This is a genomic window from Curtobacterium sp. MCPF17_050 (assembly GCF_003224435.2).
Classification (GTDB): Bacteria; Actinomycetota; Actinomycetes; order Actinomycetales; family Microbacteriaceae; genus Curtobacterium.
Genome location: NZ_CP126250.1, coordinates 2671137 through 2695832, shown reverse-complemented (window position 1 = coordinate 2695832; position 24696 = coordinate 2671137). Strand labels below are relative to the sequence as shown.

At 72.4% G+C, this 24696-nt stretch carries 27 protein-coding genes; 13 read left to right on the top strand and 14 right to left on the bottom strand.

Annotation, left to right across the window (positions count from 1 at the left end; translation table 11 throughout):
* Positions 1 to 32 precede the first annotated feature (32 nt).
* The 3 genes from DEJ34_RS12825 (at position 33) to DEJ34_RS12815 (ending at position 3155) form a co-directional block, all read left to right on the top strand.
* A complete protein-coding gene (locus DEJ34_RS12825) occupies positions 33 to 314 on the top strand; it encodes a helix-turn-helix domain-containing protein (RefSeq protein ID WP_110911015.1) in 282 nt (93 codons plus the stop codon).
* A gap of 256 nt (positions 315 to 570) precedes the next feature.
* Positions 571 to 2112 carry an MFS transporter gene (locus DEJ34_RS12820; protein WP_110911014.1) on the top strand — a complete coding sequence of 514 codons (1542 nt, stop codon included), beginning with the start codon at positions 571 to 573 and terminating at the stop codon, positions 2110 to 2112.
* A 185-nt stretch (positions 2113 to 2297) separates the two neighbouring features.
* On the top strand, positions 2298 to 3155 hold the full coding sequence (locus tag DEJ34_RS12815) for a glycoside hydrolase family 16 protein (RefSeq protein WP_110911013.1): 858 nt from the start codon (positions 2298 to 2300) through the stop codon (positions 3153 to 3155).
* 97 nt (positions 3156 to 3252) lie between these two features.
* Here DEJ34_RS12815 and DEJ34_RS12810 read toward each other — a convergent pair whose 3' ends face one another.
* Together DEJ34_RS12810 and DEJ34_RS12805 are read right to left on the bottom strand one after the other, a co-directional pair.
* A complete protein-coding gene (locus DEJ34_RS12810; protein WP_110911012.1) occupies positions 3253 to 5379 on the bottom strand; it encodes an Ig-like domain repeat protein in 2127 nt (708 codons plus the stop codon).
* Positions 5380 to 5494: 115 nt separating this feature from the next.
* The gene (locus DEJ34_RS12805) at positions 5495 to 6766 is read right to left on the bottom strand and encodes a HupE/UreJ family protein (RefSeq protein ID WP_258368271.1); all 1272 of its coding nucleotides are present in this window, start codon (positions 6764 to 6766) and stop codon (positions 5495 to 5497) included.
* A 125-nt stretch (positions 6767 to 6891) separates the two neighbouring features.
* Between DEJ34_RS12805 and DEJ34_RS12800 the strand changes: the two genes are divergently transcribed.
* Together DEJ34_RS12800 and DEJ34_RS12795 are read left to right on the top strand one after the other, a co-directional pair.
* A complete protein-coding gene (locus DEJ34_RS12800) occupies positions 6892 to 7623 on the top strand; it encodes a type 1 periplasmic-binding domain-containing protein (protein ID WP_110911052.1) in 732 nt (243 codons plus the stop codon).
* A gap of 145 nt (positions 7624 to 7768) precedes the next feature.
* Complete coding sequence (locus tag DEJ34_RS12795) at positions 7769 to 8125, top strand: hypothetical protein (protein WP_110825895.1); 357 nt, start codon at positions 7769 to 7771, stop codon at positions 8123 to 8125.
* 109 nt (positions 8126 to 8234) lie between these two features.
* Here DEJ34_RS12795 and DEJ34_RS12790 read toward each other — a convergent pair whose 3' ends face one another.
* Positions 8235 to 9713 carry an MFS transporter gene (locus DEJ34_RS12790; protein WP_110911010.1) on the bottom strand — a complete coding sequence of 493 codons (1479 nt, stop codon included), beginning with the start codon at positions 9711 to 9713 and terminating at the stop codon, positions 8235 to 8237.
* Positions 9714 to 9846: 133 nt separating this feature from the next.
* Between DEJ34_RS12790 and DEJ34_RS12785 the strand changes: the two genes are divergently transcribed.
* Positions 9847 to 10419, top strand: coding sequence for a TetR/AcrR family transcriptional regulator (locus DEJ34_RS12785; protein WP_110911009.1), 573 nt, complete (start codon positions 9847 to 9849; stop codon positions 10417 to 10419).
* Between the two features lie 15 nt (positions 10420 to 10434).
* On the opposite strand, the gene DEJ34_RS12780 is transcribed toward DEJ34_RS12785, so the two are convergent.
* Together DEJ34_RS12780 and DEJ34_RS12775 are read right to left on the bottom strand one after the other, a co-directional pair.
* On the bottom strand, positions 10435 to 10734 hold the full coding sequence (locus DEJ34_RS12780; RefSeq protein ID WP_110901718.1) for a hypothetical protein: 300 nt from the start codon (positions 10732 to 10734) through the stop codon (positions 10435 to 10437).
* Positions 10731 to 11045 carry a DUF7882 family protein gene (locus DEJ34_RS12775; protein WP_110911008.1) on the bottom strand — a complete coding sequence of 105 codons (315 nt, stop codon included), beginning with the start codon at positions 11043 to 11045 and terminating at the stop codon, positions 10731 to 10733. Before DEJ34_RS12775 ends, DEJ34_RS12780 begins: the two co-directional genes overlap by 4 nt.
* A gap of 82 nt (positions 11046 to 11127) precedes the next feature.
* On the opposite strand from DEJ34_RS12775, the gene DEJ34_RS12770 reads away from it, so the two are divergent.
* Positions 11128 to 11475 carry a hypothetical protein gene (locus DEJ34_RS12770; RefSeq protein ID WP_146234164.1) on the top strand — a complete coding sequence of 116 codons (348 nt, stop codon included), beginning with the start codon at positions 11128 to 11130 and terminating at the stop codon, positions 11473 to 11475.
* Here DEJ34_RS12770 and DEJ34_RS12765 read toward each other — a convergent pair.
* Positions 11360 to 12637 (bottom strand): MFS transporter, encoded by a 1278-nt coding sequence (locus DEJ34_RS12765; protein ID WP_110911007.1) that lies wholly within the window; start codon positions 12635 to 12637, stop codon positions 11360 to 11362. The genes DEJ34_RS12770 and DEJ34_RS12765 overlap by 116 nt on opposite strands.
* Positions 12638 to 12660: 23 nt before the next feature.
* Here DEJ34_RS12765 and DEJ34_RS12760 point away from each other — a divergent pair, with 23 nt between their 5' ends.
* Complete coding sequence (locus DEJ34_RS12760; RefSeq protein ID WP_110911006.1) at positions 12661 to 13215, top strand: TetR/AcrR family transcriptional regulator; 555 nt, start codon at positions 12661 to 12663, stop codon at positions 13213 to 13215.
* Between the two features lie 153 nt (positions 13216 to 13368).
* On the opposite strand, the gene DEJ34_RS12755 is transcribed toward DEJ34_RS12760, so the two are convergent.
* Positions 13369 to 14010, bottom strand: coding sequence for an NAD(P)H-binding protein (locus DEJ34_RS12755; RefSeq protein ID WP_110825902.1), 642 nt, complete (start codon positions 14008 to 14010; stop codon positions 13369 to 13371).
* A gap of 305 nt (positions 14011 to 14315) precedes the next feature.
* On the opposite strand from DEJ34_RS12755, the gene DEJ34_RS12750 reads away from it, so the two are divergent.
* From DEJ34_RS12750 to DEJ34_RS12735, 4 genes are all read left to right on the top strand, one after another.
* On the top strand, positions 14316 to 14543 hold the full coding sequence (locus DEJ34_RS12750; RefSeq protein ID WP_110901714.1) for a hypothetical protein: 228 nt from the start codon (positions 14316 to 14318) through the stop codon (positions 14541 to 14543).
* Between the two features lie 90 nt (positions 14544 to 14633).
* A complete protein-coding gene (locus DEJ34_RS12745) occupies positions 14634 to 14798 on the top strand; it encodes a hypothetical protein (RefSeq protein ID WP_181419614.1) in 165 nt (54 codons plus the stop codon).
* Positions 14795 to 14947: a hypothetical protein gene (locus DEJ34_RS12740; protein ID WP_181420481.1), complete on the top strand. Its 153-nt coding sequence runs from the start codon at positions 14795 to 14797 to the stop codon at positions 14945 to 14947. Before DEJ34_RS12745 ends, DEJ34_RS12740 begins: the two co-directional genes overlap by 4 nt.
* 70 nt (positions 14948 to 15017) lie before the next feature.
* Positions 15018 to 15548: a TetR/AcrR family transcriptional regulator gene (locus tag DEJ34_RS12735; RefSeq protein ID WP_181422213.1), complete on the top strand. Its 531-nt coding sequence runs from the start codon at positions 15018 to 15020 to the stop codon at positions 15546 to 15548.
* 60 nt (positions 15549 to 15608) lie between these two features.
* On the opposite strand, the gene DEJ34_RS12730 is transcribed toward DEJ34_RS12735, so the two are convergent.
* The 6 genes from DEJ34_RS12730 to DEJ34_RS12705 form a co-directional block, all read right to left on the bottom strand.
* Positions 15609 to 16562 carry a helix-turn-helix domain-containing protein gene (locus DEJ34_RS12730; protein ID WP_110901712.1) on the bottom strand — a complete coding sequence of 318 codons (954 nt, stop codon included), beginning with the start codon at positions 16560 to 16562 and terminating at the stop codon, positions 15609 to 15611.
* 90 nt (positions 16563 to 16652) lie between these two features.
* A complete protein-coding gene (locus DEJ34_RS12725) occupies positions 16653 to 17738 on the bottom strand; it encodes an ABC transporter permease (RefSeq protein ID WP_110911004.1) in 1086 nt (361 codons plus the stop codon).
* Complete coding sequence (locus DEJ34_RS12720; RefSeq protein WP_110901710.1) at positions 17735 to 18616, bottom strand: ABC transporter ATP-binding protein; 882 nt, start codon at positions 18614 to 18616, stop codon at positions 17735 to 17737. Before DEJ34_RS12720 ends, DEJ34_RS12725 begins: the two co-directional genes overlap by 4 nt.
* 130 nt (positions 18617 to 18746) lie before the next feature.
* Entirely contained in the window at positions 18747 to 19433 is a 687-nt protein-coding gene (locus tag DEJ34_RS12715) for a response regulator (RefSeq protein WP_110911003.1), read from the bottom strand.
* Complete coding sequence (locus tag DEJ34_RS12710) at positions 19415 to 20713, bottom strand: sensor histidine kinase (protein ID WP_110901708.1); 1299 nt, start codon at positions 20711 to 20713, stop codon at positions 19415 to 19417. The genes DEJ34_RS12715 and DEJ34_RS12710 overlap by 19 nt, the downstream gene beginning before the upstream one ends.
* Positions 20714 to 20761: 48 nt before the next feature.
* Positions 20762 to 21844: an NADH:flavin oxidoreductase/NADH oxidase gene (locus DEJ34_RS12705; RefSeq protein WP_110911002.1), complete on the bottom strand. Its 1083-nt coding sequence runs from the start codon at positions 21842 to 21844 to the stop codon at positions 20762 to 20764.
* Between the two features lie 213 nt (positions 21845 to 22057).
* Between DEJ34_RS12705 and pgi the strand changes: the two genes are divergently transcribed.
* Positions 22058 to 23779, top strand: a complete 1722-nt coding sequence (gene pgi / locus DEJ34_RS12700; RefSeq protein WP_110911001.1) for a glucose-6-phosphate isomerase — start codon at positions 22058 to 22060, stop codon at positions 23777 to 23779.
* A gap of 151 nt (positions 23780 to 23930) precedes the next feature.
* Here pgi and DEJ34_RS12695 read toward each other — a convergent pair whose 3' ends face one another.
* Positions 23931 to 24617: an SAM-dependent methyltransferase gene (locus DEJ34_RS12695; protein ID WP_110901705.1), complete on the bottom strand. Its 687-nt coding sequence runs from the start codon at positions 24615 to 24617 to the stop codon at positions 23931 to 23933.
* Between the last annotated feature and the right edge of the window lie 79 nt (positions 24618 to 24696).

The following is a 24696-nucleotide window of genomic DNA, read 5'->3' as shown; positions in this document are numbered from 1 at the left end:
TCCGATTGTCATACCGGTATTATCATAGGTGCATGGTCCGTCTCCCGCTCTCCCCGGTCGACCTCGAACGCGGGCGGCGCCTCGGTGCCGTGCTCCGGTCCGCACGTGGCACCCGGTCGATGCTCGAGGTCGCGCTCGAGGCCGGTGTCTCGCCGGAGACGCTGCGGAAGGTCGAGACCGGACGGATCGCGACGCCGTCCTTCCCGACCGTGGCGGCGCTCGCCGGCGTGCTCGGCCTGTCCCTCGACACCGTGTGGGCCGAGGTGTGTGCGCAGCCCGAGCGCTCCGCGGTCGGAGCGGCACTCGCGCCCTGAGCCCTGAGCACAGCGCCCTGAGCCCTGAGCACAGCGCCCCGAGTCCAGCGGTGTGCGGCCGTTCGTGCGGCGCGGTGCTGTCTGCTACCGTCGTCGTGCCAGAACCAAGGGGGCTGCCCGTCACGCGAGAACGACGGTCGGCTCGTGTACCGCTCCCTGTCGGTGCCACCCCGCGTCCTTCGGTTCGCACCCCTCGTGCCTCTCGTCGTGCGGTCCCACCGCCGGAGCACGGTCCGTGTCGTCCGAAGGAGCCCTCATGGGCACAGCCATGCCCGGATCCCGCCGCACCCTGCGCGGCAACCCGATCGCCACCCTCGTCGCCGTCTGTTTCGGCCTGTTCATGGTCGGCCTCGACGCCACCGTCGTGTCGATCGCGAACCCCGCGATCGCCGCCGACCTCGGCACCACCTTCACCCAGCTGCAGTGGATTACGAACGCCTACCTGCTCGCCCTGGCGGTGTTCCTCATCCTCGGCGGCAAGCTCGGGGACCGGTTCGGTCGCCGCCGCATGTACCTGATCGGGGTCGTCGCGTTCGCGCTGGCCTCGGTCGCGATCGGCCTCGTGGGGACCGCCACGGGCGTGATCGTCTTCCGTGCCGTGCAGGGGCTCAGCGCCGCGCTGCTCATGCCGCAGACCCTCGCGCTGCTGCGGGCGACCTTCCCGAAGGAGCGGTTCGGCGTCGCCGTCGGTGTGTGGGGCGGTGCGTCCTCGGTGGCCATCGCGGCCGGTCCGATCGTCGCCGGCGTCCTCGTCGCCGCACTCGGCTGGGAGTCCGTCTTCTTCGTGAACGCCCCGATCGCCCTGGTCGGCCTGGTGTTCGGCGGGCTCGTCCTGCGGGAGTCCACCGCTCCCCACCGCGGACGCTTCGACGTGACCGGCGTGGTGCTGCTCGCGCTCGGTCTGTTCGGCATCGTGCTGGCCGTCGTCCAGTCCGAGTCGTGGGGGTGGGGGAGCCCGCTCACGCTCGGGGTGCTGCTCGGTGGTGCCGCGCTGCTCGTGGTCTTCGTGCTGGTCGAGCTGCGCGTGACCGACCCGCTGCTGCCGATGTCGCTGTTCCGGTCGTCGACGCTCTCGATCGGTGGCCTGGCCGTCGGCGCGAACTTCTTCGCGATGCTCGGCGTGACGTTCTTCCTGTCCCTGTACATGCTCAACCTGCGCGGGGTGACCGGTCTGCAGGCGGGGCTCATGCAGCTCCCGCTGAGCGGCGTCTCGATCATCGCGTCACCGATCGGCGCGGCACTCGTGGCGCGGCTCGGCATCCGCCGGACGCTCACCATCGGCCTGCTCATGGTCGGGGTCGCGCTGTTCGCCCTGACCGGCACCACGCAGGACTCCGCGTACGTCGGGATGGCGGTCCCGTTCGTCGTCTTCGCCCTCGGGGCTGGCTTCACGATGACGGCCGGTGCCGAGGCCGTCGTCGGCAGCGCCCCGGTGCAGCTCGCCGGGGTCGCCGGCGGGTTCCAGGCCACCGCGCTGCAGCTCGGCGGTGCGCTCGGCACCTCGGTGCTCTCCGCCGTGGTCAGCGCCGGGGTGCTCTCGGGCACCGCCGGGCTCGGACTCGCGAGCGCTGACCGGCAGGGGCTCGCCCAGGGCATCGTGCCCGCGGGGCTCGGTCCGGCGGCGTCGGCGGCCGCCCGCGATGCGTTCCTCGGGGGCATGCACACCGCCTTCGTCGTCGCCGGTGTGGTCGCGGTCGTCGTGGCGGTCCTCGCCGCCGTCTTCGTCCGGTCCGGTGGCACGTCCGCACCGGCCGCGGTGCTCGAGGAGACGGTCGAGGCCACCGGCGGGCACGCCTGATCGGCGCGCCCCGAGCCGTCCGGGAGGCCCGTGGCGCGACCCGCCACGGGCCTCCCGTCCGTCCTGCGGTCACCGCGCCGTCTGGCCGCGCAGCGCGGGAGACCCGGACGGGGGCATGGTGTTCCGGCGGAACGTGTCGTCTACTGTTCCTCTGCCCGATGACAGCACACCGTGCCGGAGGACCCATGACGAAGGACGACCAGTCCCGCGCCGACGGCGCGATCGACCGCCGCCGCCTGCTCACGCTCGGCCTGGGCGCCGCCGCGGCGGTCGGGCTGACGGGCGTCGCGACACTGCGGCCGGAGGCTGCCCGAGCGGCCACGGCGCCGACGCTCCTCGCCGCCGACGAGTTCGACGGAGCGGCAGGCAGCGCCCCGAACCCGGGCATCTGGCGCCACGACCTGGGTGGCGGCGGCTGGGGCAACGGGGAACTCGAGGTCTACACCGACTCGCGGCGGAACTCGGCACTCGACGGCAGCGGCAACCTCGCGATCACCGCGCGGCGCGAGGCCGACGGCTCGTACACGTCCGCCCGCCTGACGACGCAGGGCACGTACTCCGTGCAGTACGGCCGGGTCGAGGCCCGCATCAAGATCCCGCGCGGGCAGGGCATCTGGCCCGCGTTCTGGATGCTCGGAACCGATCTGCCGCAGGTCGGGTGGCCGGCGTGCGGCGAGATCGACATCATGGAGAACATCGGACGCGAGCCCGGGACGATCCACGGCACCGTGCACGGACCCGGGTACTCCGGGGCCGAGGGCATCGGTACGGCGGCGACGCTGCCGAGCGGTGCCTTCGCGGACGCCTTCCACGTCTACGCGGTGGACTGGCGACCGGGCTCGATCAGCTGGTCCGTCGACGGTGCGACCTACCGGACGATCACGCCCGCGGACACGAACGGGGACCCGTGGGTGTTCGACAAGCCGTTCTTCGTGGTCCTCAACGTCGCGGTCGGCGGCGGATGGCCGGGTGCGCCGGACGCGACGACCGCGTTCCCGCAGCAGATGCTCGTCGACTGGATCCGGGTCTGGCAGAACGCCTGAGTCCCCGAACCGACGGCCCGTCCACGCTCCGCTGACCGACGGGGAGAGGGCCCCGTGGTGGTCACCACGGGGCCCTCTCGTCGTGCATCGTCGGTCGTTACCGCTTGACCGAGATGGTCGGGCTGGTGCTGGCCGAGACCGTTGCGGTGCTGGTGAAGACGGCGTGCAGCCTGCGCGTGCCCTTCGCGAGCGAGATGTCCTTCGAGCCGGTGCCGTTGCCGATCGAGACGGTGGTGAGCTTCACCGAACCGTCGTAGATGGTCGCCGTGCCCTTGACCGAGACGACACCCGGGGCGGTCACCGTGACGGTCGCCCTGCCGCCGGAGTACCGGAGCGACGTGGTCGACGCGGCCTTCTCGACGGTGACGGTCGTGGGTGCCGTGGTCGACGAGCTGGTGCCGGCGAACGCCGAGCTGCTGGTGAACGACGCCGTGATCGGGTGCGCCCCGACGGCCAGCGTGTTCGACAGCGTGATCGACGCCGTGTCGCCCGTGACCGGCGCGGTGCCGATGACCGTCGTGCCGTCCGAGAAGGTCACCGTGCCCTGCTGGTCGCCGATGCCGCCGCCGATGGTGGCGGTGACGACGACGGGCTTCGCCGTGCGGTAGGCCTGCTTCGCCGCGGAGGTGGTGACCGTGGTGGTGGTCGCCGGCAGCTCTGCGTGCAGGGTGAAGTCGTCGACGGTGGAGCCGATCGGCGCCGGGTCGGCCGAGGCCGTCGGCTTGAGGGTCACGCCGCAGCTGTCGACGTTCCCGTGCTGGACGGCCGAGTTGAGCGTGGTGCAGTCGCCCGCACGGACGTTCGTGACGGCGAGGTTGTCGTCCGTGACCGACACCTTGACGTAGGTCCGGACGTGCTCCTGGTTCTCCACCGAGTTGGCGAAGTGACGCTGACCGGTCGGGTCGAGCGGGTCGGCGCCGTAGCCCTGCGTGGCGTCCGGGGTGGTCAGGTCGTAGTACTTCGACCCCGACGCGGAGTTGGCGGTGAGGTAGATGACGCCACCGGGTCCGGCGAAGACGTCCTCGGCACCCGGCTGCTCGTCCGGGTTGGCCTTCTTGCCGTTCTTGATCGCGTAGCTGCGCGAGTAGGAGTGGTCGTGGCCCTGCAGGACGACGTCGACACCCATGTCCGAGAAGGCGCGGGTGAAGTCGAAGCGGCGCTGCTGGTTGTCACGGTCGTTCGCGTGGTCGGCCGGCGAGTAGATCGAGTGGTGGTAGACGAGCGCGGTCCACTTCGCGTCGTCGCCGTGACGCGAGATGACGTCGCGGACGTAGTTCACGTGCGCCGCGTCGGAACCGGCGGCGTAGGCGTTCGAGTTGATGTCGATGAACAGGACGCCCTTGTACATGTACCAGTAGTCGCCACCCGAGTTCGCGGTGGTGTTGCCGCCCGGGTAGAAGTCCGGCACGCGGAGGGAGTTCGGCAGCTGGTTGTGCTGCTCGTACGCCTTGCCGCCGACGTCGTGGTTGCCGATGGTCGAGGCCCACGGGTAGCGCTTGAGGACGTCGCTGCTGTCGGCGAACGCACCCCACTGGTACTCGTTGTTCGCGTTCTCGACCTGGTCGCCACCGGAGACGAGGAGCTCGGCGTCCTTCTCCTTCGTGGTCGCGTACTGCAGCGTGTCGGCCCAGCCGGCGCCGTCCTCGTCGGTGAAGCCCGACGAACCGATCTGCGGGTCGCCGAAGAACAGGAAGTCGAAGTCGCCGCTGAAGCTCTTCGTCGTGAACGTGTACGGGGCGGACCAGGCCGACCCGTCCGCGGCACCGACGTGGTAGGTGTAAGTGGTGTTCGGCTCGAGGTCCGAGATCGTCGCGTGGGCGTTGATGTAGCCGGCCTCGGCGGTGATGCCCGGGATCGAGCGGGTCGACCGGTCGGTCGTGCTCGTGTCGGCTGCCGTGTTGGCGGCCTCCGACGCGTCGATCGTCTTCTTCGCGTCGGTGAAGACACCGCCGGTCATGCTGTCGGTCTTCTGGATCTCGAGCGACTGGGCGACGTTCGCGGGGAAGTACCACGAGGCGATGCGCTGGCTCTCGGTGGCACCGACGCCGAGCAGGATGTGGAGCGGGCCGGTCGAGATGTTGCTCGTCGGGGTGTTCGTGGCCGCGGTCGCCGGGTTGGAGCCGACGAGGCAGGCGCCCGCGATGAGGGCGGCGCCGATGACGGCCCCGCCGAAGCGGAGGGTGGTGGTTCTGCGCCGGGAAGGGGCGCCGGACAGGAGACTCATGTGGGTCCGTTCTCGAGGGAAGGGATGGTGCAGCAGAGAGACTCTGCATCGCCCTGGTGGATGGTGAGTAAACGCTGTGTGACCATCCGTCTCACAGCGCCGAAGCGGTAGGAGATCAACCCTCGACGAGCCGTTGGACGAACCAGATCATCCCCATCACGAAGACACCGGCCGTCACCGCCCCGGTGACCCACAGCGACGCGATGTGTGCCTTGCGTCGCAGGAGCGACAGCGGCGGGAAGACGATGACGATGATCGCGAGCTGGACCGCCTCGATGCCGACGTTGAAGACGAGGAGCGACACGAGCAGCTGCCACGAGAACGCCTCCTGGATGCCGAGGGCACCGGCGAACCCGAGTCCGTGGATGAGTCCGAACGCGAAGACCACGGCGAGACGTGACCATCCGGACCGGTCCAGGGCGAACCGGCCGTGGTCGGCCACGACCAGTTCGTCGGCGCGGGACCGGCGCTGGAACAGCCGCCAGAGGTACCACCCGGCGACCGCCGCGATCGACAGCGCGATGAGCGGTTCGACGACGATCGACGGCGGACTCACGACGCCGAGCGCGGCGAGGATGAACGTGATCGAGTGCGCGATGGTGAACGCCGACGCCGTGTAGACGACCTCGCGCAGTCGTCGGGACCCGGCGATGAGCGCGATGAGGAACAGGATGTGGTCGATCCCGGTCAGCAGGTGCTCGGCGCCGAGGGTGAAGAACTCCCAGAACCGTGCGCCCGCGGACTGCTCGGTCGAGAACGACGGCTCGTCGGCGTCGAGCGTCGCGGTGCCCTCCTGGTCGTCGACGTCGTAGGTGACGATCGTCTTGGTGTCCTGCACGAACGTCTCGCTGTCCGGGAACAGCTCCGATCGCACCACGTGGCCGGACGCGGTGTGTCCGGGCTCCGGGCACGCGAAGTCCGCCGTGAGCATGGCGTACGGCACCTCGTCGCGCATCTCGACACGTACCGAGTCGTCGAGCGTGCCGGTGCACGCCTTCCCCCCGGTCGTCACCCCGAAACGGTCGAACACGTACCGACCGATCGAGTCGAGGTGCGCCTCGGCGGCTCGCACCATCCCCGGGTCGTCCCCGTCGTCCCAGGCCGCCTGACCCTGGCGGAAGAGCGCGTCGTCGTCCTCGCTCGTGCCGACGGACACGAGCATGAGGTCGTACTCGAGCCCGAGCTCGGCGCGGACCGTGTCGGCTCCGTCACCGCTGACGTCCGCGTAGACGACGGAGCTGAAGCCGTGCGCGCTCGCAGCCGACGCTCCGCCGAGCAGGCTCAGGACGACCGTGCCGAACAGCACGAGGGCTGCGACGATCCGCGTGACGGACGGGGGGAGGAGGGACAGCCCGCCGGGGGCGGGGAGGGTGCTTCGGTGCTTCACCGGCCCGACCATCGCGGCTGAGAGCGACGCGCAGGCGAACAGACGGCAACGAACCGATGGACGGGCGCTGGACAGCGACCGTCCCGAGCCCGTCGCGGGTCCTCGGTGTGCTTGCATGGCATCTCGTGACCCGACTCGTCCCCCGCGCCTCCGTCGTCCTCGCCGCCGCTGCCCTGGTGGCGGCCGGCACGGTCCTGGTCGCCGGCTGCTCGGCGCAGTCGGACGGGGCCGCCGACCGTGACCCCGGGACGAGCCGGCACAGCGCACCCGTCGGTGTCCCCACGGCCGTCCGCGGCACGGGCACGCTCGGCTCTGACTTCGTCGACCCGGAGGAACCGCCCGCCCCGGAGGCCACGGTCGACCCGGCCCCGGGCTCCTGGGACGACGTCGCACCGCCGGCGGGGTACCGCGTCGTCCTCCTGTCGCCCGCCGACCCGAGCAGCGAGACGGAGACCCTCATGGACGCCGTCGAGTCGTGGGCCGACGCCGAGGACGTCACCGTGGTCCCCGTCGTCGCGGACACCGTCGACGAGCGGCTGTCGTCCGTCGCGACGGCGATCGCGAAGCGGTCCGACCTGGTCATCAGCGTCGGCGACGAGATGGTCGACCCGATCGCCGCGGTGTCCCCGTCCGCCCTGCACCAGCAGTTCCTCGTGCTGGGCGCCGAGATCGCCGAGCCGACGTCGAACGTCACGGCCGCGGACTGGACCGGCGCCGGCTTCCGCGGTGAGGGCCTCGGCGTCTCGAGCCACCACGACCCGTCCACCTTCACCGACGAGCGGGCCGGGCGGGCGCTCCGCGCGGGTGTCGCCGCCACGCTGAACGACCTCAGCGGCATCGTCGTCTGGGTTCCCTGACCGCCCTGCAGCGACGCATTCGGGATCGTCCGCGACCCCGTACCCGAGGTGGGACGTATCCTCTGGGACGGAAGCAACGTCGGTTCCGGCCAAGCCTCGCGCGGCCCACCCCCGCCGAGACGTCACTCGCGACCCTGAGCTCCTCGTGACAGAACACATCATCGAATTCGTCGCCCGCGACCGCACGGGCATCACCACCGTCGTCACCGCCAACGGTGTCAGCGACGCGGACACCGTCATCCGTGCCATCTCAGCGGGGCACTCCGGGTACGCCGTCGCGGCCGCCGGCAGCCGCCGGGCGCCGGTCCGCAGCCTGATGGCGCTGGGCACGCCCTACCTGTTCGCGAACTGGGACGGCTCGAAGCGCAACAACCTGCACGACCTCGCCTTCACCGCGCCGGTCCGGACCGTCCCGGCCGCCCCGCCGGTCGGCGTCCGGATCCGGGAGGCCCTGGTGGCGCGGCTCGCCGCGGTCTTCAGCCGGGACCACCACCGCGCCTGACGGCAGCCGACCGGCCGCCGCGCCTGACGGACGGGAGGCCCGGACCGGGTGAGCGGATCTGCCCACCCGGTCCGGGCCTCCCGTCGGACGGTGTGTCCGGGCCGCTGGGTCAGCGCGTGACGTCGTCGAAGTCGGTCACACCGGCGGCCACGGCCGCTGCCCGACGGGCGCGCATCGACGGCGCCGCGAGCGCGGCGACCACCGCGAGGACCGCGACACCCGTGCACGCCCAGAAGCCGATGGTGAACGCGTCGTCGGTCGGCAGGCCCTGCGGCGTGCTGTGCGAGGTGATGAGCGCTGCGATGACCGCGGTGCCGACGCTCGACCCGATCGTCCGGACGACCGTGTTGGCGCTGATCGCCTCGCCGGTCTGGTTCGCGGGGACGCTCTCGATGATGGCGTTCGAGCAGGCAGCCAGTGCCATGCCGATGCCGACGCCGGTGAGCAGGCCGGACACGACGACCTGCCAGAGCTCGGCGTGCGCGACCGCGGGGATGACGAACGCGGCGACGATCGCGACCCCGCCGATCAGCATCGGGGGCTTCGGTCCGACCTTCCGCACCAGGATGCCGGCGACGGGGCCGGCGACGACCATCATGACGACGGTCGGCAGCAGGAACAGCCCGGCCTCGGTCACGTCCTTGCCGAACCCGTAGCCGGTGGCCGCGGGGAGCTGGAGGAGCGTCGGGACGAGGACGAACGTGCCGAACATGGCGAAGCCGAAGACGAGCGCGACGACGTGGGCGGTCCAGACCCCGCGCACGGCGAAGAGCCGCACGTCGATGAGCGGTTCGGCGACGCGGAGCTCGACGAGCACGAACGCGACGAGTGCGACGGCGCCGAGGACGAGCAGGCCGACGGTCTTGCCGTCACCCCAGCCCCAGGTCTGACCCTCGCTGACGGCGAGGAGGACCGCGACGAGGGAGACGGCGAGGACGGCGGTCCCGACCACGTCGAGGCGGCCCGGCTTGCGGACCGGGGACTCCGGCATGCCGAAGACGGTGCCGAGCAGGGCGATCACGACGAGGACGGCGGGCAGCCAGAACAACCAGTGCCAGGACAGGTGCTCGACGATCGGACCGGCGGCGACGATGCCGACGCCGGCACCGATGCCGAAGATCGCGGAGAGCAGCCCGATCGTGACGCTCACCTTCTCCTTCGGCAGCTCGTCACGGACGATGCCGATCGACAGGGGCATCACGGCGCCGGCCGCGCCCTGCAGCGCGCGCGCGACGATGAGGACGCCGAGGTTCGGGGCGAGCGCGGCCAGGACCGCCCCGACCAGCAGGATCGTGAGGACCACGATGAGCACCTTGCGCTTGCCGACCATGTCCCCGAGGCGACCGAGGATCGGCGTCAGCACGGACGCGGACAGCAGGTAGGCGGTGAGCACCCAGCTCGCGTCGCTCGTCGAGGCGTCGAGGTCTCGGCCGATCGTCGCGAGCGCGGGGGCGACGAGGGACTGCAGGACCGCGAAGGACAAGCCGCCGAGGGACAGGAAGACGATGATCGCCGTGCTGTTCGGGCGGTGCGCGGGTGCGGGGATCGGCGTGGAACCCGTGCGTGGGCTCGCGGTGGCGGTGGACATCGTGCTCCGTCCGGTCGATGGGGAGGCCGACGACGCTGTCGATGTCAACACTTGCTGACTCGACGAGGGTACGCGGAACCAGCGAGATGTCAACAACTGATTACATCGGTCGGTGGCGCGCTACCATCGCGGCATGAGCAAGGACGCCGCCGCCACCCGTCTCGCGCTCCTCCAGGCGGCTCGTCGGCGCTTCGCCTTCGACGGGTACCGGGCCACCACCGTCCGGGACATCGCGGCCGACGCCGGGGTGAACGTCGCGCTCATCAACCGCTACTTCCTGTCGAAGGAGGGCTTGTTCCGCGCCTGTCTCGTCCGCACCACGCCGACGTCCACGACGCCTCGGCCCGGGCCCGACCTGGAGCGCGCGATCGGCGGACTCATCCGGCACATCATCCGTTCCCCCACCGACGAGGACTCGATGCAGCTGCTCCTCCTGCTCCGGAGCTCCGGGGACGAAGCCGTCGACGACATCCGTCGGGAGACGTTGCGGGGGTACGCCGATCGTCTGGCGGGCGCGGTCCGGCCGGACGGCGTCGTCGACGAGGACCTCCTCGTCCGTGCGGAGATCGCACTGTCCGTGGTGCTCGGCATGACGATGCTCCGGACCTCCACGCGCGTGGAACCGCTGGCGTCCGCCGAGGTCGAAGCAGTCGCCGGCCCGCTCGAGGAGGCGCTCCGAGCGCTCCTCGGGGGCGGACGGTCCTGACGGGGCCGGTCCCGGTCAGGAGTCGGCGGGTCCCATCTCGACGGACACCGGTCGTTGCTCGTCGGGCAGGAGGTGCCGCGCGACCGAGGAGTGGTCGTCCTGTTCGTCGGCGTCACGCTCGCGGATGACGGCCACCGGCGTCGCGGGGGACACGAGCAGACGGGCGGGGGTCGCACGGCCGTCACCGTGGTTCACCTCGAGCCACATCCACGGCTCGTTGCGGAGGCCCTCGGTGATCCGCGCCTGCACCGACGCGACGTCCTCGTTCGCGATCGTGTACCGGTTGCCGCCGTACGAGATGACCGTGCGCTTCACAGCGTCTCTCCGCTGTCGGTCGGTTCGGGGACGATGCGGAGGCCGGCCGACGACCCCGCGGTCAGACCGAGGGCTTCGACCCAGGCACGGTTCACGGCGGGGACGCGGCTGCCCGAGTAGCGGAAGACCAGCGGCATCGACCGGTCGAGCCAGATGGCGGTCCGGCCGTCGCCGAGCTCGACGTCGTCCTTCCACGAGAACATGAACGACTCACCGCGGCGCAACTTCATGCCGATCACGATCTGCAGGTGCGTCAGGAGGCGGTCGTCGAACTCCGCGGTGAACGTCGAGTCGTAGACGAGTTTGCCCATGGTGGTGTCCTTCCGCGCCGTTCTGGCCGGCTCCGGCTGATCCTAGGCGCTCACCCAGCGAACGGCGGACAGCCTGACCGACATGCGCCGCGTCCACTACGTCAACAGCTCCTTCCTCGTCGCTGACCGCACCTGCAAGGCCCTCCTCCGGTACTGCCGCGCGCTCGCGGTGGCCGACCAGTCCGACGTCGTCGAGGTCCCCGTCGTCACCGAGACCGGGGACGCCGCCACCGCACATCTCCTCATCGGCCCCGCGAGCGAGATCTTCTCGGTGCCGGTCGACAGTGGTGCCGACGATCCCTGTGACGACGAGGTCATCGTGTACCTCGAGCGCGAGACCCTCCGCCTGCAGCCGGCGCGCCCGGCCTGGCGTGAGGAGATGACCGACGTGCCGGACCTGGACGAGTACCCCGACCTGCAGGAGCCCTGACCGTCAGGAGCGCTGCGGCCGCCACCACGGCCGTCGCGGCAGCGAACACCGGCCCGGTCCCCACGGTGGCGACGACCGTTCCGGCTGCAGCCGCTCCGAGTGCCTGTCCGAGCACCAGCACGACGAACAGCACCGACGTCCCCGAGGCCGCCCGCCCGGCGTCGACCTCGGTCGTCCACGCGATGAGCGCCCCGGTCGCCGCGGTGTAGCCCCAGCCGAACAGCACGCACGTGACGAGCGCGAGCGCGACGAGGGCCGCGGGGGGAGCGACCGGTGCCAGTCCGAGGCCGAGCGTGGCGACCGCGACCGCCGCCGAGGTGACCGTCCACGCCGTCCGTGCTCGGAGTCGACCGAGGACGCGGGCCGTCAGGGCCACCGCTGCACCGCCGACGCCCAGGGCGGTCCACGCGAGCACCGACAGGGACGCCGGGGCTCCCGCGTCGACGAGGAGTGACCGTCCGTAGGTCCACACCGCGGCGGACCCCGTGCCGAGCAGCAGCGCGACGACCACGAGGCGGCCGTGGGCGACGAACCAGTTCCACGGCGGGAGACCGACGGGCTGCGGGTGGTCCTCCCGGACGTGCCGACGCGGGTGCGTGTGGGCGTCGGCGACGAGGACAGCCGCTCCGGTCAGGACCGTGACGATCGCCGCAGCCGTCCACGCCGTGCGCCAGTCGGGCAGGAGCACGAGGGCGAGCAGCCCGGCGACGACGAGTCCCGGCCCGGTCCCGGAGTTCACGACGGCCTGCGCGCCGTCGGCGCGACCGGCGGGGAGGTCCCGCTGCACGAGTCGGACGAGTGCGGGGGAGGCGAGCCCTGCCCCGGCGGAGGCGACGACCGCGGTGACGCCGAACACCGCGGAGGTCGCGCTGGTGGCCATCCCCGCGACGCCCAGCCCGGCCGACGCGGAGGCGAGCGCCACGGTCGTGCGCGGCCGGGTCGGGGCGAGCAGGAACCCGACGAGCGCACCGACGCAGTACACGAGCGAGGAACCGGCCGCGATGAGCCCCGCGGGACCGTCTCCGAGGGACAGGGATCGCTGGACGTCCGGCAGGAACAGGCCGTACGCCAGGCGGACCAGCCCGTAGGTCGCGGCGATGAGCGCCGTGCCGCTGGCGACGAGTGCTCCGGGACGGGCGAAGAACGAAAACGGTCGTTTCACTTTTCACACCCTAGGGTGCTGCCATGACCATGCGTCCAGGGACGGAGCGGAAGCTGCTCGACGCCGCCGAGGAGCTCTTCTTCACGCGGGGCATCGCCGCGACCCCGATCGACGCCGTCCTGGAGCGGGCGGGTGTCTCCGCCGCGACGCTCTACCGCGGGTACGCCAGCAAGGAGGCGCTGGTCGCGGCCGCGCTGACCCGTCGCCACGACGAGTGGATCCGGACCTGGGACGACGCCGTGGCGCGGGCCGTCGACGACCGGGGGCGCCTGCTGGCCGTGTTCGACGCGCTCGATGCCTTCCGCTCGACCCCGACCGGGTCGCGGTGGTGCGCGTTCCTCGGGACGGCCTCCGAGTACGCCGACGCCCCCACGGAGATCGCCGCCGTCCTGCACGGCGAGACGTCGACGCTGCGCGAGCGGCTCCGCGACCGGGCGGTCCCGCTCGTCGGCGACCGCGCCGAGGTCCTCGCCGACCAGCTGCTCCTCGTCGTGTCGGGCTCGCTCGCGATGCGGCTCCGGGTCGGCGGCGGGGACACCGCGACCGCGCGGACGGTCGCCGCGGCCCTGCTCGACTGACGGCGGTGCGACGCGGGACGGACCCGTCTGCGTGCGACGCCGCGGGACGGGCGAGAGGCCGCCGGACCCGGCGGCGTCTCGGGACTCGGCGGCGTTCCGGGGTGACGCCGGCGTTTCGGGCTGGTGCGGGACGGGGCGGCCGGGGGGCGCGGGTCAGTCGCGGACGAACTGCTCGATCGGCGTGCTCCCGGTGTTGACCCGGAAGGTCTTGCCGACCGACGCGTCGTCGTGGAGCGCGGCGGCGACCAGCGCGGCGACGTCCCCGCGGGCGATGCTCGACGACGGGTCCGCCGTCTCGACCGCCCCGGTCGGCTCGTCGTCCGTCAAGGTGCTCGGCGCGACGACCGTCCAGTCGAGGGCGGAGTCGCGGAGGACGGCGTCGGCGACCGTCTTCGCCTCGGCGTAGGCGAAGAAGTCGTCGTCCTCGGGGACGCCGTGGCCGAGGCCGGCGTCCGACCAGGACACGAGCACGTAGCGGTGCACGTCGGCGTCGAGCGCGGCGTGCATCGTGCGGATGGCGGCGTCGCGGTCGACGGCCCACGTGCGGTCAGCGGACCCGCCACCGGCACCGGCCGACCACACGACGGCGTCGTGCCCGCGGACCAGGTCGGTGAGCCCGGCGATGTCGAGCTGCTCGATGTCGGCGACGACCGGCTCGGCACCGGTGGCGCGGACGTCGTCCTGCTGCTCGGCCTTCCGGATGACCGACGAGACGGTGTCACCGCGAGCGGTGAGGAGCTGCGCGGTGAGGAGGGCGACGCGGCCGTGGCCGCCGAGGATGATGACGTTGCTCATGCCTCGGACGGTACGCGCCGGGCCTGACCGGGGCGTCCCCGGGCTGGCCCTCGCGGGCGCAGACCGACCCGCGGGGACGGACTGCGCGGCACCACCACTCGGGATGCGCGGCGCTGCCGTGTCCGCGATTCGCGGATCGTCCGGTTCGTTCGTGGCACGGCCGACCCGTCACCTAGCGTGGCGGGTGCCAGGACGCACTCCCCACCGTCGTCCTCAGACATCCTCCGCGATCTGCGGAGGCCGTTCACACGGTGATCCTGGCCGCAGTCAGGGCCGTCCGAGGTCCCAGTGAGGAGGCGTCGCAGATGCACGCCACCACCGTCGTCCGCAATCCGCTCGTCGCGCTCGTCGCCGAGCACTCCACGGCCACCGCCCGGTCCGCCGTCGCCCCCAGCTCGCGCCCAGCGACCGGGTTCTCGGAGGTCCGGGAGACGGCACGGCGTCGTCTGCTGGCAGCCAGCGCGCTCGTCGTCGGCCTCGCGGCCGTGACCGCCTCCGCCCTCGCCGTGATCGTCCTCGGAGTGGCCGCGTGAGCGCCCGGACCGCCCCGTCCGGGTACGACACCGTCGCCCTGACCGAGCCGATCGACATGACCGCCCTGATGCGTGAGCAGGAGGCCCTCCATGCGTGAACCGTCCGTGATGCAACACCTCCGTGAAGACCCGCTCGAGTGGCGCCGACACGGCATGACCTCCCCGTCCGAGATCGACCGCATCGTGCAGACGAAGCTCTCCCTGGGGACCGCTGCCGAGCCGACCTACGCGGACTTCTTCCTGGTCGCAGCGTGACCGACGCTGTCGCGCCCGTGGCCCGCCCGCTCCGGGTCGGAACGAGCGCGACCGGCATCGCCGCGGAACACCAGCACATCTGGTCGCGGCTCGGTCGTCTGGAACGCTTCTGTTCCCGCGACGCGAGCACCCCGACCAGGGACCGCTGACGTGGGCGGGGCCGGCGAACGCGCTGACGACCCGTGGGTCAGGGCCCGGATCGTCGAGGCCGCGGACCGCGTGTTCAGCACCTCCGGCGCGGCCGGACTCACCGCGGGGCGCGTGGCGGGAGCCGCGCTGACCGATGCCGAAACGGTGCGAGCGCTGTTCCCCGAGCGCATCGTCGCGGTCGTCGCGGTCCTCCGCTTCCGACAGGAACGCTGGACGCTGGGGCTGGCCGCCGCAGCGGACGGGGTCGAGGACGCCCGCGACGAGATCCTCACCGTCTTCGCACACCTCGAGGCCTCGTTCGACGACGACGCCTGGACCGGGTGCGCGTTCATCAACGGCTACGGCGAGCTCGGCCACTCCGAGCCGCTCGTCGCCGCACTGGCGGCAGAGCACCTCACCATCCTCGAAGCGCACCTCCACGAGCTCGCCGCGCGCGCCGGACTCCCGGTCCACGTCGCCGACGCACTCTCGCTGCTCGTCCACGGCGCGAAGGTCGAGGCGGCCATCCACGGGACGACCCGACCCGCCCGGTCGGCACGCCTCGCCGTGGTGACGCTCATGGGTGCCTACGGGCCGACCGCGGCCTCCGCCTTCATCTGACGTCGCCGCCGTCTGCTCTGCGTCACGCGGGGTCCGGGAACCGTACACCGTCCGTCGCGGTCAGGACCTGGCAAGGGTGTCGCTCGGCCGCTCGCCGAACACCGCCGCGTACTGCTGGGCGAAGCGTCCGAGGTGGGCGAAGCCCCAGGCCGCAGCGACCTCGCGGACCGTCCGGGTCGCCGGGTCCGCGGCGAGGAGCTCCTGCCGGACCCGGTCGAGTCGCACCTGCCGGATGAACGCGTTCGGGGTGGTCTGCAGGTCACGCTGGAACGCCTCCTGCAGCGCCCGCAGGCCGATGTCGAGGTGGCGCGCCAGGCTGCTCGTCGTGATCGGCGACCGGGCGTTCTCGTGCACGTAGTCGACCGCAGCGCGCACGTGCGGGGACTGCGCGGGGGGCACGTCGGGAGTGGCGGCGTGCTGCTGCGGGTACATCTCGAGCAGGGCCGCCGACGCCAGCCGTGCCATCTCGGCGTGCAGGAGGCGCCCGGGGACGCCGTCACGCAGGGTGTGGGAGACGAGTGACACCGTGTTGTGCCACGTCCGCACCGACTGCTCCGACGGCGGGACGGTGAGGTCGAACCGGAGCCCGGCCGACACGTCCGCGCCCTGTTCGGACGCGACGCGCTCCACGACCTCGCGGGACAGGTGCACGAGCCGCTGCTCGTAGTCGTCCATCTCGAACGAGAACGTACGGTCCGGCAGCAGGGGCACCGGGACGCCGTGCACCATGTCCACGGGGTCGCCGCCGGTGTCGAGCCGGGACGCCCCCGACCGGAGCCACTGCACGATGACGGAGGACGACGGGGGCAGCGAGCCGTCGATGTGCCCGGCGAACCGCGACGTGTGCAGTGACATCGTGTCGTCGCCCATGGACGCGTACCGGAACGCGAACGGGACGGCGCTCGGCGTCGCGACGAGCTCGGCGTCGTACACACGGGCGAGGTGGGCTGCGGCATCGTCGATGTCCGTCCCGGTCACCTCGAGACGCACCGGCATCGCGTCGTCGATCGGCATCGCCTCAAGAGTCGCACGTCGGAGGCCCCGTCCGGCGTCCCGTGTCCGGGAACCGCCGTGACGGGGCCACCGTCGGCGTGGTCGAGCCCTTCAGCCGCGGATCGCCTCACCGAGCTTCACCCGGCCGCCGGTGCGGAGCAGGGCGTTCTCGTACACCCGGGCGCCGAGGAGCACGACCACCAGGGCGGATGCCAGGACGACCAGCAGCGAGAGCACGGGCTCCCACCACGCCGCCGTCCCGAGGAAGATCCGCACCGGCATCCCGATCGGGGCACTGAACGGCACGTACGACATGATGCCGAGGACCGTCGGGTCGTCCGGGGCGAACACGATGAGGAAGTACGGGATCATCAGCAGCATCATCACCGGTGTCGTGACGCTGCCGACGTCCTCCTGGCGGGACACCAGCGCCGCCGACGCCGCGAACAGCGCCGCGATGAGGACGAACCCGATCGCGAAGAAGCCGACGAACCACAGCGCGCTCGGACCGAGCAGCGTGAACAGGTTGTCCTGCCCGGTGACCGCCAGGGCGACGGCCGCGGCGATCGCGATCGCGACGATCTGCCCGAGCGCCATGACGCTGTTGCCGATCACCTTGCCCGCCAGCAGCGCCCGTGCCGGGATCGCCGCCATCAGGATCTCCACGACGCGGGTCGACTTCTCCTCCACGACGCTCTGCGCGATGGACTGACCGAACGTCACCGCGGAGGCGAAGAACACGACGCCGAACGCGATGCCGACGAGCGAGACGAGGCCGGGCGGGAGCGCGTCGGGGTCGAGCAGGTCGACCTGCGGCGACACGCTCAGCGCCGACACCACGTCGGTGGGGGCGCTGTCGAGGCCGACGAGCCGGAAGCCGAGCTGGCCGCCGTCCGGGACGACCGCGGCGTCGACCTCGCCCTCGCGGACCAGGCGCTCCGCCGCGTCCCGGTCCGCCGTCTCGGTCACGTCGAGACCGTCCGTCGTCGGCAGGGTCACGCCGCTCACCACGGCGACGGGGGTCGTGGCGTCCGCCGCCGACTTCCCGACGATCCCGCCGACGACGATGCCGACGACGACCATCACGAGCAGGATCGCCGCCGAGACGACGAACGCCTTGCTCCGGAGCCGCGCCTGGATCTCGCGCACCGTCACGAGCCGGACGGCGTCGACCGTGCTGCTGTCGAAGAGGCTCATCGGACGACCTCCGTGAAGACCTCGCTGAGCCGGGGGACCCGCGGACCGAACGACGCCACGGTGCCGCGTGCGACGGCCCGCTGCAGGACGGCCTGCGCCACGGACTCGTCCGCCTCGAACAGGGCGTACCCGCCGTCGAAGGTGCGGACGCGGACGCCGGGCTCGTCGCGGACCCACGCCACGTCGTCCGCCACCAGGAGCTCCCATGCGGCAGGACCGGCGGTCCGCCGCAGTTCGTCCTGCGGTCCGGCGGCACGGATCCGGCCGTCGGCGATGACGACCACGTCGTCGCAGAGCCGCTCCACGACGTCGAGCTGGTGACTTGAGAACAGCACCGGGACACCGTCGGCCGCGGTCTCCCGCAGCACACCGAGCACGGTGTCGACCGCCATCGGGTCGAGGCCGGAGAACGGTTCGTCGAGCACGAGCACCTCGGGCCGGTGGGCGAGCGCGGCGGCGACCTGCACGCGCTGCTGGTTGCCGAGCGAGAGCTTCTCGACGGGGTCGCCGGCGTGCGTGGTGAGCTCGAGGCGCTCGAGCAGCTCGGCCGTCCGGGCCGCGGCGGTCCGTCGGTCCACACCGTGCAGGCGGGCCAGGTACGTGACCTGCTCGGCGACGGGCATCTTCGGGTACAGCCCGCGCTCCTCCGGCATGTAGCCGAACCGGCGGCGGTCGGTCGGTCCGATCGGTGCGCCGTCGAGCGCGACCGTGCCGCTGTCGGCGTCGAGCACGCCGAGCATGATGCGCATGGTCGTCGTCTTGCCGGCACCGTTGCCGCCGACGAACCCGGTCAGTCGTCCGCGTCCGACGCTGAAGCCGACGTCGTCGAGCACACGGCGCTCGCCGAAGTGCTTCGTCACTCCCTCGATGGTGAGCATGGGGTCCCCTTCCGCAGCGGCCGTCGCTGCGCCTCCGACGCTATTGCGGTGGCGGGCGGCGGCGCCTCCGGCACGAGACGGGGATCGCGGGCGTCGGCGTCTCCGCCGCGCGGGGGAGGACCGCGGCGGCTCACTCGCCGGAACGCACCACCCCGTGCTCGTACGCCCAGACCACGGCCTGGATCCGGTCGCGCACGCCGAGCTTCTGCAGGACGTTCGAGACGTGCGTCTTGACGGTCGCCTCGCCGACGAACAGCTGGCCGGCGATCTCGGCGTTGCTGAGCCCCCGACCGAGCAGCCGCAGCACCTCGGTCTCGCGTTCCGTCAGACCCGGCAGAGTCACGTCCGCGTCGGGCACGGCCTGGTCGACCACCGGCACGCTGGCCGTGGTCGCCCGACTGATCACCCGGCGCGTGACGTCCGGAGCGAGCAGGGCGTCACCGCGGGCGACGGTCCGGACGGCCTCGATGAGCTTCTCCGGCGAGGCGTTCTTCAGCAGGAACCCGCTCGCCCCGGCGGCCAGGGCGTCGAAGAGGTACTCGTCGGTGTCGAAGGTCGTGAGGACGAGCACGGCCGGTGGGTTCGGGCCCGCGGTGATCCGGCGCGCCGCTTCGAGGCCGTCGACACCCGGCATCTGCACGTCGAGGCAGACCACGTCCGGTCGGTGCTCGGCGACGGCAGCCACCGCGCCCGCACCGTCGGCGGCCTCGGCGACGACCCGGACACCGGGCTCCGACTCGAGGATGACCCGGAAGCCGGCGCGGACCAGGTCCTGGTCGTCGGCGAGCACGACCCGGATCACGTCGTCGGCAGCCATGCCCGCACCAGGTAGCCGCCGCGGTCCCGCGGTCCGATCTCGATCCGCCCGCCGACCGCCGCCACGCGCTCACGCATGCCGACGTGTCCGAGCCCGCTGCCGCCCGCCGACCGGGAGGCCCGTGCCCCGGCGCCCGTGTCCGTCACCTCGAGCTCCACCGCGTCCGGCAGGTACCGGAGCCGCAGGTCGGCCCGTGCGTCCGGTCCGGCGTGCTTGAGGACGTTCGTCACCGCCTCCTGCGCGATGCGGTAGGTCACCGCGGCGACGGTCGGCGGGACCGGTCGTTCGTCACCGACGACGCTGAACCCGGTCTCGTGCCCGGCGTCCGTGGCGGCCCGGGCGAGTTCCGGCAGCCGGGTGAGGCCCTCGGTGCTCGGCGCTTCCGCCGGGGTCGTCGGGGCGTCCGTGCCGGGTTCCCGCAGCGTGCCGAGCATCCGGCGGAGTTCCTCGACCGCGGTCCGGGCACTGTCCTCGACGACGCCGAGGGACGCCACCGCCTGCGCCGGGTCGCGGTCGAGCACGCGCCGCGCGGCCCCGGCCTGGACGCCCATGAGCGAGACGTGGTGGGCGACGACGTCGTGGAGCTCACGGGCGATCCGGACGCGTTCGAGCGCGACCGCCTGCGCCGCCGACCGCTCGCGTTCCGCGGCGAGCTCGGCCGTGCGCTGGCCGAGCTCGTGCGCGGCGACGGCCGCTGCCCAAGCCCGGTTGCCCGAGTACCAGGCGGCACCGAAGTAGACGAGGTTGATGACGATCGTGAGGAGCGAACTCGCGACGAACGGCGGGATGACGGAGTGACCGTCGTCGGGCAGCGCGCTCGGCACCGACCAGCGGAAGACGATCGCCAGGAACACCCACGCGAACATCCCGGCGATGACGACCCAGCGCACGGCCTCGGCCCGCACGCGGTCGGAGCACCACGCCCCGACGGTGTACAGCGCGATGAACAGCGTGAAGTTGGTGAAGAGCCCCTCGGGCACGTGCAGCAGTTGCGTGGCCGCGAAGGCCAGCGCGGCGACGACGGCCACCGTCATCGGGAACCGGCGGCGGAACGCCAGGGGCCCGGCGTTCGCGACGACCATCAGTGCGCACACCCACCACGCCGCCGGGTCGTCGTACAGCCCCACGGCGGAGTACAGGGTCACCGAGACCGCGAGCGCCCCCGCGAGCACCAGCGCCAGGACCGCGTCCTGCCGGTGCTCGCGGGGACCCACCGGCAGCCGTGACCAGCCGTCGTCCTGCGTCGGACCGCCCCCGGCGGTCGCCCCCGTGCCCGTCATGCCACCACGGTAGCGGCACGGCCGCGCCGCCCGGCGGCGGACCGGACGTCAGCGGTAGGCGCGCTCGTACGGGGCGGGCTTGTACGGCAGGTCCACCCGGAGCGCCTGGGCGGCCCGGATCGGGAAGTTCGGGTCGCGCAGCGCACCCCGTCCGACGAGGACCACGTCGGCCTGCCCGAGGGCGACGATCTGCTCGGCCTGGAAGGCGTCGTCGATCATGCCGACGGCCGCGACCGGGATCCCGGTGGCCTGCCGGATCGCGGTCGCGAAGGGCAGCTGGTACCCGGGGCCGACCGGGATGCGGGCGTCCGCCACGTTGCCGCCGGTGGAGACCGACACGAGGTCGACGCCGTGTCCGCCGAGCCACGTGGAGACCTGTTCGGTCTCGGCGAGGTCCCAGCCACCCTCGACCCAGTCGGTCGCGGACAGGCGCACGACGAGCGGGACGGCCTCGCCGACCTCGGCGCGCACGGCGTCGACGGTCTCGAGCAGGGCCCGCGCCCGGTTCTCGAGCGAGCCGCCGTACTGGTCGGTGCGCTCGTTCGACAGCGGTGACAGGAACTCGTGCAGCAGGTACCCGTGGGCGCCGTGCAGCTCGAGCAGGTCGAAGCCGGCGTCGACGGCGCGACGGGCCGCAGCGGCGAACGCACGGACGACCTCGGCGATGCCCTCGGTCGTGAGCTCGGTCGGGACGTGCAGGCCCGGGAACGCGATCGGCGACGGACCGACCGGCTGCCACCCGCCCTGCTCCGGCGCGACGTTGCCGCCGCCCGCGGTCGGTCCCCACTCACGGCTGGTCGAGGCCTTGCGGCCGGCGTGCGCGAGCTGGATCCCGGCGACCGCACCCTGGCTGTGGATGAAGTCGGTGATCGGTCGGAAGGCGTCTCGCTGGTCGTCGTTCCACAGGCCGAGGTCCTGCGGGCTGATGCGGCCCTCGGGGACGACGCCGGTGGCCTCGACGACGACCGCACCGGCACCGCCACGGGCGAGGGCGCCGAGGTGGACGAGGTGCCACGGGGTCGGGACGCCGTCCTGCGCCTCGACCATGTACTGGCACATCGGCGGGATCCACACGCGGTTCCGGATCTCGAGGCCGCGGAGGGTGATGGGGTCGAAGAGTGCGTGGGTCACGCGGGTCCTTCCGTTGGTCGTGCAGGGGACCGGCCGACGGACGTGGAGCCGCCGGGAGGCCCGTCCACAGTACGACTGTCGACGTACTGCTCGCCCAGGCGCCTCCCCTGTGCGCGAGGTGAGTGCGACGGCACTACGCTCGGACGCGGCCCGCGACGCGATGCTGCGCCAGGTCTGCGGGCTGACCGAACTCTGGCGTCCAGGAGGACCGAAGTGACCGAATCCGCACCCGTCGACCCCACGACGACCGCAGGGTGGAAGCAGCTCGCCGGCATCGCCGACGGCTTCTCCCCGGACCTCCGTGGGTGGTTCGACGCCGACCCCGGTCGTGCCGAGAAGTACACCTTCCAGGCAGCCGACCTGACCGTCGACCTCTCCAAGGGCCTGGTGACCGAGGAGGTCCTGCAGGCCCTCCTCCAGGTCGCCGAGGACACCGGCGTCGCCGAGCGGTACCAGGCGATGATCTCCGGCGAGCGGATCAACGTCACCGAGGACCGTGCCGTCCTGCACACCGCGCTGCGCCGTCCGGCGGCGACCGAGGGCCTCGTGCCCGCCGCGCCCCTGACCGTCGACGGGCAGGACGTCGACGCCGACGTGCACGCCACGCTCGAGAAGGTCTACGGCTTCGCCGAGCAGGTCCGTTCCGGCGCGTGGACCGGTGTCACCGGCAAGCGCATCGAGACCGTCGTCAACATCGGCATCGGCGGGTCCGACCTCGGCCCGGTCATGGTCTACGAAGCCCTCAAGCCGTACGTGCAGCAGGGGCTCGAGGTCCGCTTCGTCTCGAACATCGACCCGGCCGACATCGCCGAGAAGACGGCCGGCCTCGACCCCGAGACCACGCTCTTCATCGTCGCGTCGAAGACCTTCGGCACCCTCGAGACGCTCACGAACGCCCGTCTCGCCCGCCAGTGGCTGTGGCAGGGTCTCGGCCTCGCCGACGCCGGCGACGACGAGAAGAAGGACGCCGTCGCGAAGCACTTCGTCGCCGTCTCGACCGCGCTCGACAAGGTCGCCGCGTTCGGCATCGACCCGGAGAACGCCTTCGGCTTCTGGGACTGGGTGGGCGGCCGCTACTCGGTCGACTCCGCCATCGGCACGAGCGTCGTCATCGCGATCGGCAAGGAGAACTGGGAGCAGTTCCTCGCCGGCTTCCACGCCATCGACGAGCACATGCGCACCGCGCCGCTCGCCGAGAACGTCCCGGTCCTGATGGGCCTGCTCAACGTCTGGTACACGAACTTCCTCGGGGCGCAGAGCCACGCGGTCCTGCCGTACACGCAGTACCTGCACCGCTTCCCCGCGTACCTGCAGCAGCTCACGATGGAGTCGAACGGCAAGCGGGTCCGCTGGGACGGCTCGGACGTCGTCACCGACACCGGCGAGGTCTTCTGGGGTGAACCCGGCACGAACGGCCAGCACGCGTTCTACCAGCTCATCCACCAGGGCACGCGCCTGATCCCGGCCGACTTCATCACGGTCGCGAAGCCCGCGCACGCGCTGCAGGACGAGACCGGCGACGGGAAGGCCGTGCAGCCGGGCCAGGACGTGCACACCCTGTTCCTCGCGAACTTCTTCGCCCAGTCGAAGGCGCTCGCGTTCGGCAAGACCGCCGACGAGGTCCGCGCCGAGGGCACCACGGACGAGGCGATCGTCGCCGCCCGCACCTTCACCGGGAACAAGCCGAGCACGTCGATCCTGGCGCCCGAACTCACCCCGAGCGTCCTCGGCCAGCTGATCGCCCTCTACGAGCACATCGTGTTCACCGAGGGGACCATCTGGGGCATCGACTCGTTCGACCAGTGGGGCGTGGAGCTCGGCAAGCAGCTCGCGCTGCAGGTCACCCCGGCCGTGCAGGGCGACCGTGCGGTCCTCGACGCGCAGGACTCCTCGACGAAGGCGCTCATCGCGAAGTACCTCGAGCTGCGCGGCTGACGCCGCCGCCCGGCCGGGAGGCCCGGGGCACGCAGGCAGGGCGACGTCCCTGTCCGGCGGGCCCCGGGCCTCCCGTCATCCCGGGCCTCCCGTCATCCCGGGCCTCCGGTCGTCCCGGGCCGGCCGTCCGGGCCGGTCGTGCGTCCGGCCCTCAGGTGCGTCGGGCGAGCACCACGGAGTCCTCGAGCGTCGCCGTGCCACCGTCCGGTCCGGTGACGGTCCGCGTGCGCAGCTCCGCGACCGCGACCGTCCACCCGGCACCGAGTGCGAGCTGGCTGACCTGTTCCCCGGGCCCGACCAGGGGCTCGGCGTGCGCGTGCTCCTCGTGAGCGGCCCAGGACGGCGAGCCCGCGTGCCCGATCACGAGCAGGCGTCCCCGCGGGGCGACGAACGTCGTCGCACGGCGCAGCACCGCCGCCCGCGGGAACGACACCGACGAGTGCAGGAACGACGCGGACACGAGGTCGAACCGGTCGTCGGTGTTCCACCCGGCCAGGTCGGCCTGCACCCACCGCACCCGGTCGCCGAGCCCGGCACGTTCCGCCTCGGCCCGGCCCCGGTCCAGCGCGTTCGGCGCGATGTCCACCGCGGTCACCCGCCACCCCTGCGCCGCCAGCCACAGGGCGTCGCCGCCCTCGCCGGACCCGAGGTCGAGGGCGGTGGGGCCGGTCTCGGCGCCGACGCGGTTCGACGCGCGATCGTCGTCCGTTCCGGGGACGAGCGGCCCGAGCGTGTCGACCAGGGATGCGTTCGGCCGCCCCGACCAGATCGGCGAGTCCCCGTAGCGGGCCGTCCAGAACGTCTCGGCTTCGGACCGGGGAGCGGGGTACGCAGTCATGCGCGCAGCATCCCACCGGCGCTCATCCAGGGCCAGTACGATTGCCGGATCGGCAACGGGGACGACAACCCCGGGGTCC